The organism is Streptosporangium sp. NPDC002544 (assembly GCF_040295965.1).
Lineage (GTDB): Bacteria > Actinomycetota > Actinomycetes > Streptosporangiales > Streptosporangiaceae > Streptosporangium.
The window spans coordinates 49,650-63,552 of sequence record NZ_JBEOWJ010000010.1 but is presented as its reverse complement, the minus strand read 5'-3'; the positions used below and the strand labels follow the sequence as shown (position 1 = coordinate 63,552).

The following is a 13,903-nucleotide window of genomic DNA, read 5'->3' as shown; positions in this document are numbered from 1 at the left end:
CGTTCACATGTTTGAGTACGCACCGGCGCCCGAGTCGCGTGACGTCGTCGACATCAGGCCGTCCTACGGCCTGTTCATCGACGGTGAGTGGGTCGACTCCCAGGGCGGGGATCTTCACAAGACCGTCAACCCGGCGTCCGAGGAGGTCCTGGCGGAGGTCGCCTGGGCGACGGAGGCCGATGTCGATCGGGCGGTCTCGGCCGCCCGCAAGGCGTTCGGCGTCTGGTCGGCGCTGCCCGGCTCGGAAAGGGCCAAGTACCTCTTCAGAATCGCGCGGATCATCCAGGAGCGCTCGCGCGAGCTGGCCGTCCTGGAGTCCCTGGACAACGGCAAGCCCATCCGCGAGTCCCGCGACGTGGACCTGCCCCTGGTGGCGGCCCACTTCTTCTACTACGCGGGCTGGGCGGACAAGCTGGGATACGCCGGGTACGGCCCCGGTCCGCGTCCGCTCGGGGTGGCCGGCCAGGTCATCCCGTGGAACTTCCCGCTGCTCATGCTCGCCTGGAAGATCGCCCCTGCCCTGGCCTGCGGTAACACCGTGGTCCTCAAGCCCGCCGAGACCACCCCGCTGACCGCGCTGCTGTTCGCGGAGATCTGCGCGCAGGCCGACCTGCCGCCCGGCGTGGTCAACATCGTGACCGGTGCCGGACAGACCGGCGCCGCCCTGGTCGACCACCCCGACGTCGACAAGGTGGCCTTCACCGGCTCCACCGAGGTCGGCCGCCAGATCGCCAGGTCGGTCGCGGGCTCCGGTAAGAAGGTCACCCTGGAGCTCGGCGGCAAGGCCGCGAACATCGTGTTCGAGGACGCCGCGCTGGACCAGGCGGTCGAGGGCATCGTCAACGGGATCTTCTTCAACCAGGGCCATGTCTGCTGTGCGGGCTCCCGGCTGCTGGTGCAGGAGTCGATCGAGACGGAACTGCTCGACGCGCTGAAGCGGCGGCTCGGCACGCTCAGGCTGGGCGACCCGCTGGACAAGAACACCGACATCGGCGCGATCAACTCCGCGGCCCAGCTCGCCAGGATCCGCGAGCTGTCGGACCTGGGGGAGGCGGAGGGCGCCGAGCGCTGGTCCCCGGCCTGCTCGCTGCCCGACAAGGGGTTCTGGTTCCCGCCGACCATCTTCACCGGTGTCGCCCAGTCACACCGGATCGCCCGCGAGGAGGTCTTCGGCCCCGTGCTGTCCGTGCTGACCTTCCGCACCCCGGCCGAGGCGGTGGAGAAGGCCAACAACACCCCGTTCGGCCTCTCGGCGGGCGTGTGGACGGAGAAGGGTTCGCGCATCCTGTGGATGGCGAGCAGGCTCCGCGCCGGCGTCGTCTGGGCCAACACCTTCAACCGGTTCGACCCCACCTCGCCGTTCGGCGGCTACAAGGAGTCGGGATACGGGCGAGAGGGCGGACGGCACGGGCTGGAGGCGTACCTCGATGTGTGAGCATCAGCGCCTCAGGCGCCGTCGCCGTCGTGCCCAGAGCACCCGGGGGCACGGCTTCGCCCGCGCCGGACGGCCGGTGCTGCGCGGCTGGTTCGCCCACCGGTGCGGCGTGAGCCGCTGCGGTCAGGTCTTCGTGCCGGCCCGGCTGGCGCAGCAGGAGAGCTCGTGGAGAGGGCTGGGAAATGAGTAAGGCGGAGAAGCCGGGCCGGGCGCGGGCGACCAAGCAGGCCCCGGAGCAGGCCCCGGAGCAGGCCACTGATCAGGCCCCGGGGCAGGCCACGGACCCCGGGGACGGACGTCAGCCCGCACGGCTCGCCGTGCGCAAGACGTACAAGCTGTACATCGGCGGGGCGTTCCCGCGCTCCGAGAGCGGAAGGTCCTACCCGGTGACCTCCTCCAGCGGCGACTTCCTCGCCAACGCCGCCAAGGCCTCCCGCAAGGACGCCCGCGACGCGGTGACGGCCGCGCGCAAGGCCTTCGGCGGCTGGTCGGGTGCCACCGCGTACAACCGGGGACAGGTCCTCTACCGCGTCGCCGAGATGCTGGAGAGTCGCCGGGCCCAGTTCATCGCCGAGCTGGCCGAGTCCGGGACGAAGAACGCGCGGGAGGTCGTGGACGCGAGCGTCGACCGGCTGGTCTGGTACGCCGGATGGTCGGACAAGATCGCCGCGGTCGCCGGGTCCGCCAACCCCGTCGCCGGTCCCTACTTCAACATCTCCTCGCCGGAGCCGACCGGCGTGGTCGCGGTGGTCGCCCCCGACAAGCCGCTGCTCGGGCTCGTCTCGGTGATCGCCCCGGTGATCGTCACGGGCAACACCTGCGTGGTGATCGCGAGCGAGCGCGCCCCGCTGCCCGCGATCACCCTGGCCGAGGTGTTCGCCACCTCGGACCTGCCCGGTGGGGTGGTCAACATCCTCACCGGCTCCGTCGCCGAGATCGCTCCCCATCTGGCCGCGCACATGGACGTCAACGCCCTCGACCTGGCCGGGGTCACCGACAGGGCCGTGGCGGTCGCGTGCGAGGAGGCGGCGGCGGCGAACCTCAAGCGGGTCCTCCGTCCCGCCGAGACCGACTGGTTCGCAGACCCGGGCACCGGACGGATGACCGCCTTCCTGGAGACCAAGACGGTCTGGCACCCCACCGGCGTCTGACCCGTACGGGGCCGCCCGCGCGGGTCTCTCCCGCAGGCGGCCCCGGCGCCGCGCCGGCCGGTTGCCCGGCGCGGCGGTAGGCGGCGGCCAGACGGAAAGCCGATCAGGCGGGCAGGGCGTGGCGGGTCCAGGGGCGGGCGGTCTCCAGCTGGCCGGCCAGGGCCAGGAGCTGCGCCTCACCCCCCGGGGCGGCGACGAGCTGGACGCCGATCGGCATGCCGCTGGAGTGCCGGCCGTACGGGACGGTCATGGCGGGCCAGCCGGCCATGTTCCAGGCCGCGGTGGCGGGCGCGTACGTCAGGTTGGCGCGGGCGTTCGCCAGGAGCCCGCGCCGGCCCCAGCGCTCGGCGGCCGGTGGCAGGGCGGCGAGCGTCGGCGTGACGAGCACGTCGGCGTTGCCGAACCACTGGTCGGCGCCGTACGCGCGCCAGCGGTCACGGCCCGTCGTGCCGTCCGCCCCGAACCTGGCGAGCAGCCGTCCGGCTCTCGCCAGGGCCCTGGTGCGCCGTTCGAGACGGCGCGGGTCGAGGCCGTCCACGTCGCCCCTGGCGCACCCGAACCAGGTGGCGACAGCGGCCGCACCGACCCCGAAGGGCATCCGCTGGGGGTGCTCCACCACGGTGTGCCCCGCCGCGCCCAGGACCTCCGCCGCCCCGGTCACCGCCCGCTGGAACTCGGCGTCCACCGAGAGCCCGGAGGGCAGCGGCATCGGCGCGACCGCGATCCGCAGCCTCAGCGGTTCCGACAGGGTCAGCCCGCCCGGGTAGTCGTCGATGGCGCTGTCCACGCCGAGTGTCTCGCTCTCGTCGGGCGTCGCCAGTGACATGTCATCCGCCATGACGGCCAGGGCCAGGGCGAGATCGGCCACGGTCGTGGCCAGCGGGCCGTTCTCCGACATCCCGTACCAGTCGTGCTCGGGCGGCGGGACCACCCCGTGACCCGGCTTGATCGAGACCAGGCCGCAGCAGGCAGCCGGGATGCGCAGCGAGCCCAGCCCGTCGTTGCCGTGGGCCAGCGGGACCATGCCCGCCGCCACGGCGGCGGCGCTCCCGCCCGACGACCCGCCGGGGGTGCGCCCGAGGTCCCACGGGTTGCGCGTCACGCCGTACACGCTGTCGGAGAATCCGACCAGGCAGAGCTCCGGCACGTTGGTGATGCCGACGACCACCGCGCCCGCGGCCCTGAGCCTGGCCACCACGGGATGGTCCTCGTCCGCGGGCGCGTCCGGCGTCGCCGCGGAACCGTTGCGGGACGCCTCGCCCCTGATCGGCACATTGTCCTTGATCGCGATCGGCACCCCGGCGAGCGGCAGCCCGGACAGGTCCGCCCGCTCCTGTAGTGCCCGCGCCTCGGCCAGCGCCCGCTCGGCGAGGACCGTGCGGAACGCCCCGACGCGCCCGTCACGCTCGGCGATGGCGTCGAGGTGCTCCTCGACGACCATGGGCGCGGTGACCTTCCCCCGTCGCACGGCCTCCGCGATCTCCACTGCGGAACTTCCCACCCACGACATGAACCGAGTGTGGTCCGGCGAGTCCGTCAGGGGAAGCGTCCCACGTCTCAATCAGATGACTTGTCCGGCTCATCGGTGTTATTCCGTTCGCCCCGCCGGGGCTCGCGACCCGCCGCCTTGAGTGCCAGGCGGAGCGCGTACTCCAGCTGGGCGTTGACACTTCGCAGGTCGTCGGCCGCCCACTTGGCGATCACCTCGTAGACGGCCGGGTCGAGTCTCAGCAGGATCTTCTTGCGCTCAGCCATAGAGGCTGCCGGCGTTGACCACCGGCTGCGTCGCCTTGTCACCGCAGAGGACGACCAGCAGGTTGGAGACCATCTGCGCCTTGCGCTCCTCGTCGAGTTCCACCACCTCATCCTCCCGCAACTTGGTCAGCGCGAGCTGGACCATGCCGACCGCGCCGGCGACGATGTGGGTGCGCGCCGCGACCACCTGGGCGGCCTGCTGCCGGACCAGCATCGCCTGGGCGATCTCCGGAGCGTAGGCGAGGTGGGTGATCCGCGCCTCCAGCACCTCCACCCCGGCGAGCTGGGTGCGGTCGCTCAGCTCGGTGGTGAGCTCGGCGGCCACCTCGGCGCCGTCGCGCAGGCTGGTGCGGCCCTCCTCGTGGGCGTCGTACGGGTGGCTGGTGGCCAGGTGCCTGACGGCGGCCTCGGACTGGATCGCCACGTACTGCTCGTAGTCGTCCACGGAGAACGTCGCCTTGGCGGTGTCGGCGACCTTGTAGACGACGACGGCGGCGATCTCCACGGGGTTGCCGTCGGCGTCGTTCACCTTGAGCTTGGTCGTCTCGAAGTTGCGCACCCGGAGGGTGACGCGCTCCTTGCTGGTGAACGGCAGCACCCACTGGAACCCGGCCTGGTTCACCGTCCCGATGTAGCGGCCGAAGAACTGCACGACCTTCGCCTCGTTCGGGTTGATCACCGTGAACCCGGTGGCCATGATCGCCGCGACGATCCCCCATCCGATCGCCGCGGCAATCAGCTGCGTTTCCCCCGCCGTCCACCCGGCCCAGGCCAGGACGGCCCCGAGCGCCAGGAGTCCGACCAGGACGCCGAATCCGCTCATCCGGAAAGCACGTCGTTCCATGTACGCCACCTTTGCTATCGAAGTGATATCACTACGATAGCTCATAAAGGCCGGCCGTGCGCCGGTCGTCGGGTGAGGTGCGGAGACGGCCGCAACACGCCAGAAAGGGGCCGCGGACTGGTGTGGCCCCAGGTGAGCAGCGCCGGCGCGAAGAAGGGTCTCCGTGCGATATCCCCGGATTCAGGGGGCCGATTGCCCGCCAACAGGAGCCGTCCGGTGTTGCCGTACCGGCGGCGCAACGGTCGCGGGAACGGGGAGCATCACCTCCACCGTGGTGCCCTCCCCAGGCTCGCCGTTGACGAGGCAGAGTCCGCCCAGCTCTGCGGTGCGCTCGCGCATGGAGGCCAGGCCGACGCCCGAGTGGCGCTTCGGCGGCAGGCCCACGCCGTCGTCGGCGATCAGCAGGCGCAGCGCCTCGGGCTCGCGGTGCAGCTCGACACGGACGCGAGTGGCACGCGCGTGCCGCCGGACGTTGGTCAGCGCCTCCTGCGCGATCCGGTAGACGGCCACCTCGACGGCGGCGGGCAGGTCGGTCAGGTCGCCCTCGGCGCTCACCTCCGTGGCGGGGCCTTCGGGGGCGGCCGGCCCGGCCAGCGCCTGTACGGCGGCGGCCAGGCCCAGATCGTCCAAGGCGGGCGGGCGCAGGCCGTAGACGAGCTGCCGGATGTCGCCTGTGACCGTGTCCATGCCGGAACGCAACTCGCGCAGCAGCCCGTCCGCCGCCTCCGGGGAGGTCTTCAGGCTGAGGCGGGCCATGTTGATGGTCATGGCCATCCCGCTGAGCGTCTGGCCCAGGCCGTCGTGCAGGTCGCGGCGCAGCCGCCGCCGCTCCTCCTCCCGGGCGGTCAGGATGCGCTGCCGGGAGCGCTGCAGGTCGGCCGCCATCCGCAGCGCGTGCGCCACGTCGGCCGCGTACGGGGCCAACGTGGCCAGCACCCGCTCGTCGTGTGCGGCGGGGAAGCGGCGCGGGGTGGGCGGGCCGACCAGCAGCCGCCCCACCTGCTCGCCGTGCCAGATCAGCGGCACCTCGCGCGGGGAGTCGCCGACCTGCCCGCTGACCGTGCTCGCCACGCTGACCTGGTGCCCCGGCTCGCCGCCGGTCACCTCCACCGTGACCCCCTGTACCGCCAGGCCCTCGCGCAGCACGCCGATCACCGAAGCCAGCGCCTGCGCCGGATCTCCCCGGCGCACCTCCTGGACCAGCCGCTCGGCGAGCACGCGTGGGTCGCCGACCGGGCCGTAGAGCAGGTGGTCGACGGCACGTTGCAGCATCCGGCGCAACGGCTGGAAGAACGCGCCGGTGAACAGGGCGGTGACCAGCCCGGCGATCTGGTCGAACCCGGACACCATCAGGCTCGACAGCGCGGCCACACCGAAGTAGACCCCGCCGACCACGGCCAGCAGCCCCGCGGCGACGAAGGTCCGGCTGATGATGGTGTCGATGCCGTACAGCCGGTAGCGCATCACCGAGAACACCATCGCGACGGGGATGAGCGCCGCCCAGAGGACCGACAGCCAGTACAGCTCCGGCGCGACCAGGCTCATGAGCATGAACACGATGTACCCGGCGAACGCCGACAGCGGCCAGCCGATCTGCCGCCTGCCCGCCGGGTCCGCCCGGCGAAAACGCGGCAGCAGGGACAGCGCCGCCAGCGGGATCGCCACGAGGATCCCCGTCCAGATCAGCACCCCCATCACCGAGTCGTACGGCGCCAGAGCGGGGATCTGCAGCGGGTTGGGGATGACGGCCGGAAACGGGGAGTCCTCGAGCGGCGGAGCCGGCCGCACGAACTTGCGCGCGGTCTCGGCGCCGACGGACACCACACCCAGCAGCACCACCGCTCGCCAGCGCCGCGAGGGCAACCTGCCATCCGGGGAGTACAGCGGCAGCAGTATCTCCAGCGCGAGCGTGCACGCTGCCCAGCCCACCTGCGCCGGGAATCTCAGGAGCCCCGCCAGCGCGAGATCCCCGCGCGCCGCGGACTCCAGCGCCGTCGCCTGGGAGAAGTCGAAGACGGCACCGCCGAGCCCGCCCGCGCACATCAGCCATGCCAGCTTGAGCCGAGGCCGATGCGCGATGAGGAAAGCGCCGACCGCGGGAAAGGTCACCCCCGCCGCCGTCAGCGGCGTGACCGTCACCGGCAGCCGCCACTCCTCCGGAAGCCCCGCGAAGATCAGCATGGCCGCGACCACCAGCGCCGGAGACAGCACGGCCAGGACGACGGCGACCGTCCGGGCTGCCCACGCCATCCCGCCCCTGCTTTCCGGCTCCCGTTCCTGCCTAACCCCAGTGTGCCTGCGGAACGGCACAAAGGATGCGATTTACCACCATCGTGGCAGGGGTGTTACCAACTGGTCTGAGATGCGTCGTGCGAGGCCTTCGCGGCGGCGCCGGCGTATTCCCCCAGGTGAGGTTTCCGGCCTTGTCTCCGGGAGTGCCTGGTATGGCTCCCGGGCCGGCAGGGGAGGTGGGCGGAGCCCGAAGTCAGCGCCGTGGGTTGGTGCGGCGGGTGGCGGTGGCCGACATGGGGTCGTCCGGCCAGGGATGCCGGGGGTAGCGGCCGCGGAGCTCGGCGCGGACCGCGCGGTAGCCCTCGCGCCAGAACGAGGCCAGGTCGGCGGTGACCGCGGCCGGACGGCCCGCGGGGGAGAGCAGGTGGATCACCAGCGGGACTCCCGCGACGCGCGGGGTCTCGGCCCAGCCGAACAGTTCCTGCAGCTTGGCCGCCAGTACTGGCTGCTCGCCCGAGTAGTCGATCCTGATCCGCGACCCGCTCGGCACCTCGACCCGTTCCGGGGCCGTCTCCGCCAGCCGGGCGTTCCACGGGACCAGGCGGTGCAGCGCGGAGACCACGTCGAGGCGCTCCAGGTCGGACCGGCGGCGGGCCCGCGACAGCTCGGGCTCCAGCCAGCGGTCGGCCGCCTCGATCAGCGCGTCGTCGTCCGTCGCGGGCCAGGGGTCGCCGAGCGTGCGCCGGCAGAAGGCCAGGCGCTCGCGCAGGGCCACGGCCTCGGGCGTCCAGCGCAGGATCGACAGGCCCTCGGCGCGCAGACCCTCCAGGACGGCGGGTCGTACGTCGGCGCCGCGGAGCACGCTGTCGGCCAGCTCGATCGCGCCCAGCCGTTCCACCCGGCGAGCCGACACATCGCCACGCCGCTCTCCCGGCGGTACGCGCCAGATGATCTCCTCGTCGGAGCCGTACAGGGGAGCCGCGGCGAGCCTGGCGATCTCCTCGTCGATCACCACCGCCTGCCTGATCCTGGCGGACGCCACCCCGGCGGGCCGGTCCGCGACCGCGATGGCCAGCCACTCCGCCGTCCCCAGCCGCGACCCGCGTGGCAACTCGGCGGCCGTTCCCGAGGCCATCAGGTACGACCCGCCCCGCCGCCGCGCCACCCGCTCGGGGTAGGCCAGCGCCACGACGATCCCGGCCACGGCATCGTCGTCCCAGGCCGTCTCGTCTTTCTTCGCCGTCCTGCCGCCCCGGGGCGTGACGTCGGCGGACAGTGGCCGTCCCTGACGCCGGTCGGGGCCGGGGACGGCGCGAGCCAGGCGCCCGGCCTCCTGACGCCACCGGGCGGAGAAGCCGTCCCCGCCCCGGCGCGCGGCGCGCCAGACCGCCACCAGGTCGTCACCCGCGTCCCGGGGCAACTGCTCCGACAGCAGCGCCACGACCTCGGCGACCCGGGACCTCGCGTTGCTCCCGGTACCGGTCCCGGGGCCGGTCAGGGGATCGGTCCCGGCATCGATCAGGGCCCGTGCCAGACGCGGATGGACCCCGGCTCCGGCCATCCGCCGTCCCCGCTCGGTCACCCGGCCCATGGTGAGACCCGGCGCGCCAGGGGAGTCCAGGGCGCCCAGGGCGTGCAGGGTGCGGCGGGCGGCGTCCATCGCGGCGGCCGGGGGCGGGTCGAGCAGGGCCAGGCCGGTGGCGGTGGGGTCGCCCCAGCAGGCGGCCTGGAGGGCGAAGCCGGTCAGGTCGGCGAGCGCGATCTCGGGCCGCGCGTGCTCGGGCAACCGCTCGTGCTCGGCCCGCGACCAGCAGCGGTAGACCACGCCCGGTGCCTCGCGGCCCGCCCGCCCCGCCCGCTGGGTGGCCGAGGCCCGGGACGCGCGGACCGTGGTGAGCGAGCCGAGGCCGCGGGCGTGGTCGGTCCGGGGCTCCCTGGCCAGGCCGGAGTCGACCACCACCCGTACGCCGGGCACGGTCAGGCTCGACTCGGCGACCGAGGTGGCGAGAACCACCCTGCGCCCCTCACCCGGGGAGAGAACCGCGTCCTGGACCCGGGCCGGCGCCTGGCCGTGCACCTGGAGGACGTCGACGCCGGGAAGCATCGCGGCCACCCGGCCGATCTCGCCGACGCCCGGCAGGAAGCAGAGCACGTCCCCCTCGTGCTCGGCCAGCGCACGCCGTACGACGGCTGCGACATGGGCCAGGAACGCCGGGTCCACCCGCATGCCGTGGGGCGGCGCGACCTTCCCTGAGGGCGGGGCCCAGACGGGCGTGACGGGATGCGCGGTGCCGGCCGCGTGCACGATCGGCGCGGGGTCGCCCGAGCCGAGGAGGCGGGCCCAGGGGGCGGCGTCGGCGGTGGCGGAGGTAGCGACGATCCGCAGGTCGGGACGGAGCGTGGCGCGGACGTCGAGCAGGAAGGCCAGCGCGGTGTCGGCATCCAGGTGGCGCTCGTGGCACTCGTCCAGCAGGACCGTGTCCACGCCTTCGAGGTCGGGGTCGCGCTGGAGTCGCTGGAGGAGGACCCCCGTGGTGACGACCTCGACGACGGTCCTCGCACCGGCCCTGCGCTCGCCGCGGACGGAGAACCCGACCTCCGCGCCCACCTCCGACTCCAGCAGCCATGCCATCCGCCTGGCCGCCGCCCGTACCGCCATCCGCCTCGGCTCGGCCACGATCACCCGCTTCGCCACCGGGCCGTCGAGGAGCCCGGCCAGCGCGAGCGGGACGAGCGTGGTCTTGCCGGTGCCCGGGGGCGCGGTGAGCACGGCGACGCCCCGCTCACCCAGCGCCGCGAGCAACTCGGGCAGGGCATGGCGGACGGGCAGGTCGGACCAGTCGGAACGCACCCGTCCAGTGTCCACGAGCCCGTCCCGCCACGAGACGCGCCCCCGGCACGCGCTGTCGCCTTCCGCCGGCGAAGTCAGCCGGGCGGGGCATGTCCCGCCGCCGGTGTGATCCACAACACGGGGGCGAAGAGGCGCGTGAGGGCGAGCGGCCAAGCGCACACCGCGGGGGCCGGCATGACCTGTCAGCTCGGGTCGTCGAGCCGGGGCTCCTCGTGCGAGACGCCCTTGAGCTCGTGAAAGCCCGGCGTCCCCGCCACCAGCAGCGTCCCGTCCCACAGGCGGCCCGCCCGCTCTCCCACGGGAATCCGGGAGATCACCGGGCCGAAGAACACCACGCGCTCGCCACCGGTGGCGGGGCCGGTGGCGGCGACCACCGGGGTGCCGACGTGTTCGCCGATCAGGCCGATGCCCTCGGCATGGGAGGCCCGTACCGCCTCGTCGTAGGCCGTCGACATCCCGGCTCCGGCCAGCTCCGCCGGCAGCCCCGCGGCGGCCAGGGCGGCGTCGAGAGCACCGGCCCAGTCCGCCCCAGGTGCGCGCGCGACGGTCCACATCGCGGTGTACAGCCTGCCGAGCGCCTGCTGCCCGTACTCCTGTCGTACGGCGGCGCAGACGCGTACGGGCACCCACAGGTAGCCCTCGGTGTCGCCCTCCGGATCCTCGTCACGGCCCTCGTTGAGCACCGACAGGCTCATCACGTGCCAGCGCACCTCGACCGGCCGTACCTTCTCCACCTCCACCAGCCATCGTGAGGTGATCCAGGTGTACGGGCAGGAGGGGTCGAACCAGAAGTCCGCGATCGTCTTGTCCATCCTGCCCGTCCTTCCCGGCTCTCCGATCATCATCCCCGGTCGTGCCCGGGCAGCGTGCCACCTTCACCGGATCGCGCGCCACAACCGACCCGCACGGCCTTTCCCACCCGCCATAAAAAGCGAACTGGGTTTGCTTTTGAACCCGGTTCAGTTTTATCGTGCTCGTATGGCGGGACTGCGAGAGCGGAAGAAGGAACAGACGCAACGGCGGATCGCCGCGGTGGCGCTGCGGCTGTTCGCCGAGCGCGGCTTCGACGCGGTGACCGTCAACGAGATCGCCGAGGCCGCCGAGGTGGCGAAGGTGACGCTGTTCAAGTACTTCCCGACCAAGGAGTCGCTCGTCCTGCGGGGCGTGGGGCAGGAGGACCTGGCGGGGATCGTCACCGCGCGGCCCGCCGGGCAGTCGCCGCTGGAGGCCCTGCGGGCGCACTACCGCGCGTTCGCCGCCGAGCCGGCGACGGCCGTGGACAGGGACGCCCTGATCACCCAGATGCGGGTGATCTTCGCCAGTCCCGCGCTCAGCAGCGGCGCGAACGACCTGCTCCACGGGCAGCGCCAGGCGCTGGCGCTGGCACTGGCCGAAGAGCACGACGAGTTGACGGCCGCTCTGATGGCCGCCCAGATCACCGCCTCCGTGCTGACCCTGCAGGAGAGGTTCTTCCGCCTCCTGGTCTCCGGCGCCTCGCCGGAAGAGGCGGGCCACGACCTGTGCGGAGACGTCGAACTCGCCTTCGACCTGCTGGAGTACGGCATCAACCGACAAGGGAGACAGTGACGTGCGCGCGCGAGGAATCAACTACGACACCGGGTTCCTGCCCGGTCGCGACAACAGCCGCAAGGTGTTCGATCCCGACGCCGTCCGGCATGACATGGGCGTCATCGCCGATGAGCTGCACTGCGACGCGGTACGGATCTCCGGCGGAGATCCCGCGCGGCTGAGCGTCGCAGCCGAGCACGCCGCCGCCGCGGGGCTGGAGATCTGGTTCGCCCCCTTCCCCGTCGACCTCCCGCCCGAGGCGATGCTCTCGACCTTCGCCGACTGTGCGGAGCGGGCCGAGGCCGTGCGAGGCGGCGGGGCCGAGGTGGTGCTCGTGACCGGATGCGAGATCAGCGGGTTCGGCGCCGGGTTCATCCCCGGTGCCACGTACCGCGATCGCCTGCAGACGATAAGCACCGCCGACATGGAGTGGTGGGCTTCGCTCGGCCCCGTCCTGGAGCGGCTCAACGGTTTCCTGGCCGAGAGCGCGGACGTTGTCAGGACCCGTTTCGGCGGGCCCGTCACCTACGCGGCGGCCCCGTGGGAGTTCGTCGACTGGGCCCCGTTCGACATCATCGGCGCCGACGCCTACCGGGCCGCCTACAACGCCGCCACCTTCCAGGAGGAACTGCGCGACAAGTTCAAGCACGGCAAACCGGTCGCGGTGACCGAGTTCGGCACCTGCGCCTACCGGGGGGCGGGCGAGCGCGGTGGCATGGCCTGGCAGCCGCCGGAGGGCGCCGTACGGGACGAGGGCGAGCAGGTGCGCTACTTCACCGAGCTGCTGGACGTCTTCGAGAAGGAGGGGGTGGACACCGCTCTCTGGTTCACCTTCGCGGGCTTCAGCCACATCGGGGACGGGGACATCGCCTCCTACGGCGTGGTCAGGATGCTCGACGAGAGGCGCTGGGCACCGAAGGAGGTGTTCCACACGATGGCGGCCAGATACGCCCGCGACCGAGCCGTCCGGCGAGACTCATGAGTCACCGGGGAGGCCCAGGAGGGGGACGGACGGTCTGAGCCGCCGATGCCGGGACTTCAGGCCGACGGGTCGAGGACTCCGGTGCTCACCAGGGCGATGATGAGGACGCCGAGGGCGATCCGGTAGATCACGAAGCCGGTGAAGCGGTGGGTGCTGATGTACTTCAGGAACCACGAGACGGCCAGGTAGCCCACGATGAAGGAGATCACGGTGGCCAGGATCGTGGGCCCCCAGTCGGGGGCGCTGCCATCGCCGATCTTGAACAGCTCCAGGAAGCCCGAGCCGAGCACGGCCGGGATGGCCAGCAGGAAGGAGTACTTCGCGGCCTCCTCCCTGCGGTAGTCCAGCAGCAGCCCGGCGCTGATCGTGCCGCCGGAGCGGGAGACGCCGGGAACCAGGGCGAGCGACTGGGCGAAGCCGTAGATCAGGGCATGGGTGAAGCTGAGGTGCCGCTCCAGGGTGAGCTTGTTGCGGGCGGTGTGGTCGGCGAACCACAGCACCAGCCCGAAGACGATCAGGGTCGTGCCGATCAGGCGCAGGTCGCGGAAGACGCTCTCGATGGAGTCCTTGAAGAGCAGGCCGAGCACCACGATCGGAATGGTGCCCACGATGACGTACCAGCCCATCCGGGCGGAGTGGTGGCCGCGCAGGTCGGGTGTCCACAGGGACCGCGTCCAGGTGGAGATGATCTCCCAGATCTCCTTGCGGAAGTAGATCAGCACCGCGGCCTCGGTGCCGAGCTGGATGACCGCGGTGAACGCGGCTCCGGGGTCCTGCCAGCCGAAGAACGCCGAGACGACCCGGATGTGGGCGCTGGAGGAGATCGGCAGAAACTCCGTCAGTCCCTGAATCAGTCCGAGGACCACGGCTTCGAACCAGCTGATCACTTGAGCGCCTTTCGTACCAGCACGTGCGTAGCGTACGCGAGGCTAGCGCAGGGACGGGCCGACTGTGACCCGGTCAGCAGGCTGAGATGTGTCATCGGTCGTGAACCGGCCGTGCCCGCCGCCGGAGGGGCCGGCATGGTGACCGCGGAATATCGGAGCGGCTCCCTGGACATTTTGAGCAGGCATAAAACTTAGTG

Annotated in this window: 12 protein-coding genes; 5 read left to right on the top strand and 7 right to left on the bottom strand. The window is 72.3% G+C overall.

Translation table 11 applies throughout. The features are described 5' to 3' along the window. Positions 1-7 precede the first annotated feature (7 nt). The 3 genes from ABT061_RS17030 to ABT061_RS17020 are packed head-to-tail and all read left to right on the top strand — an operon-like array spanning position 8 to position 2,586. The gene (locus ABT061_RS17030) at positions 8-1,435 is read left to right on the top strand and encodes an aldehyde dehydrogenase family protein (protein WP_350917983.1); all 1,428 of its coding nucleotides are present in this window, start codon (positions 8-10) and stop codon (positions 1,433-1,435) included. Beyond that, complete coding sequence (locus tag ABT061_RS17025; RefSeq protein WP_157594674.1) at positions 1,428-1,625, top strand: hypothetical protein; 198 nt, start codon at positions 1,428-1,430, stop codon at positions 1,623-1,625. Before ABT061_RS17030 ends, ABT061_RS17025 begins: the two co-directional genes overlap by 8 nt. Continuing rightward, the gene (locus ABT061_RS17020) at positions 1,618-2,586 is read left to right on the top strand and encodes an aldehyde dehydrogenase family protein (RefSeq protein ID WP_350917980.1); all 969 of its coding nucleotides are present in this window, start codon (positions 1,618-1,620) and stop codon (positions 2,584-2,586) included. The genes ABT061_RS17025 and ABT061_RS17020 overlap by 8 nt, the downstream gene beginning before the upstream one ends. A gap of 103 nt (positions 2,587-2,689) precedes the next feature. Here the strand turns inward: ABT061_RS17020 and ABT061_RS17015 are convergent, their stop codons facing one another. From ABT061_RS17015 to ABT061_RS16990, 6 genes are all read right to left on the bottom strand, one after another. Further along, entirely contained in the window at positions 2,690-4,096 is a 1,407-nt protein-coding gene (locus ABT061_RS17015) for an amidase (RefSeq protein ID WP_350917977.1), read from the bottom strand. A gap of 47 nt (positions 4,097-4,143) precedes the next feature. Further along, positions 4,144-4,341 carry a type II toxin-antitoxin system antitoxin gene (locus ABT061_RS17010; protein WP_326635151.1) on the bottom strand — a complete coding sequence of 66 codons (198 nt, stop codon included), beginning with the start codon at positions 4,339-4,341 and terminating at the stop codon, positions 4,144-4,146. Continuing rightward, positions 4,334-5,185, bottom strand: a complete 852-nt coding sequence (locus ABT061_RS17005; RefSeq protein ID WP_350917973.1) for an SPFH domain-containing protein — start codon at positions 5,183-5,185, stop codon at positions 4,334-4,336. The genes ABT061_RS17010 and ABT061_RS17005 overlap by 8 nt, the downstream gene beginning before the upstream one ends. Positions 5,186-5,365: 180 nt before the next feature. After that, entirely contained in the window at positions 5,366-7,435 is a 2,070-nt protein-coding gene (locus tag ABT061_RS17000; protein WP_350917970.1) for a sensor histidine kinase, read from the bottom strand. Positions 7,436-7,670: 235 nt separating this feature from the next. Then, positions 7,671-10,268, bottom strand: coding sequence for an ATP-dependent helicase HrpB (gene hrpB, locus ABT061_RS16995; protein WP_350917967.1), 2,598 nt, complete (start codon positions 10,266-10,268; stop codon positions 7,671-7,673). Between the two features lie 182 nt (positions 10,269-10,450). Then, on the bottom strand, positions 10,451-11,080 hold the full coding sequence (locus tag ABT061_RS16990) for a DsbA family protein (RefSeq protein ID WP_350917964.1): 630 nt from the start codon (positions 11,078-11,080) through the stop codon (positions 10,451-10,453). 166 nt (positions 11,081-11,246) lie between these two features. On the opposite strand from ABT061_RS16990, the gene ABT061_RS16985 reads away from it, so the two are divergent. Together ABT061_RS16985 and ABT061_RS16980 are read left to right on the top strand one after the other, a co-directional pair. Beyond that, on the top strand, positions 11,247-11,855 hold the full coding sequence (locus ABT061_RS16985; RefSeq protein ID WP_350917961.1) for a TetR family transcriptional regulator: 609 nt from the start codon (positions 11,247-11,249) through the stop codon (positions 11,853-11,855). 1 nt (position 11,856) lies between these two features. After that, on the top strand, positions 11,857-12,819 hold the full coding sequence (locus ABT061_RS16980; RefSeq protein ID WP_350917958.1) for a glycoside hydrolase family 113 protein: 963 nt from the start codon (positions 11,857-11,859) through the stop codon (positions 12,817-12,819). A 56-nt stretch (positions 12,820-12,875) separates the two neighbouring features. Here the strand turns inward: ABT061_RS16980 and ABT061_RS16975 are convergent, their stop codons facing one another. Further along, positions 12,876-13,706, bottom strand: coding sequence for an undecaprenyl-diphosphate phosphatase (locus ABT061_RS16975; RefSeq protein WP_350917956.1), 831 nt, complete (start codon positions 13,704-13,706; stop codon positions 12,876-12,878). Between the last annotated feature and the right edge of the window lie 197 nt (positions 13,707-13,903).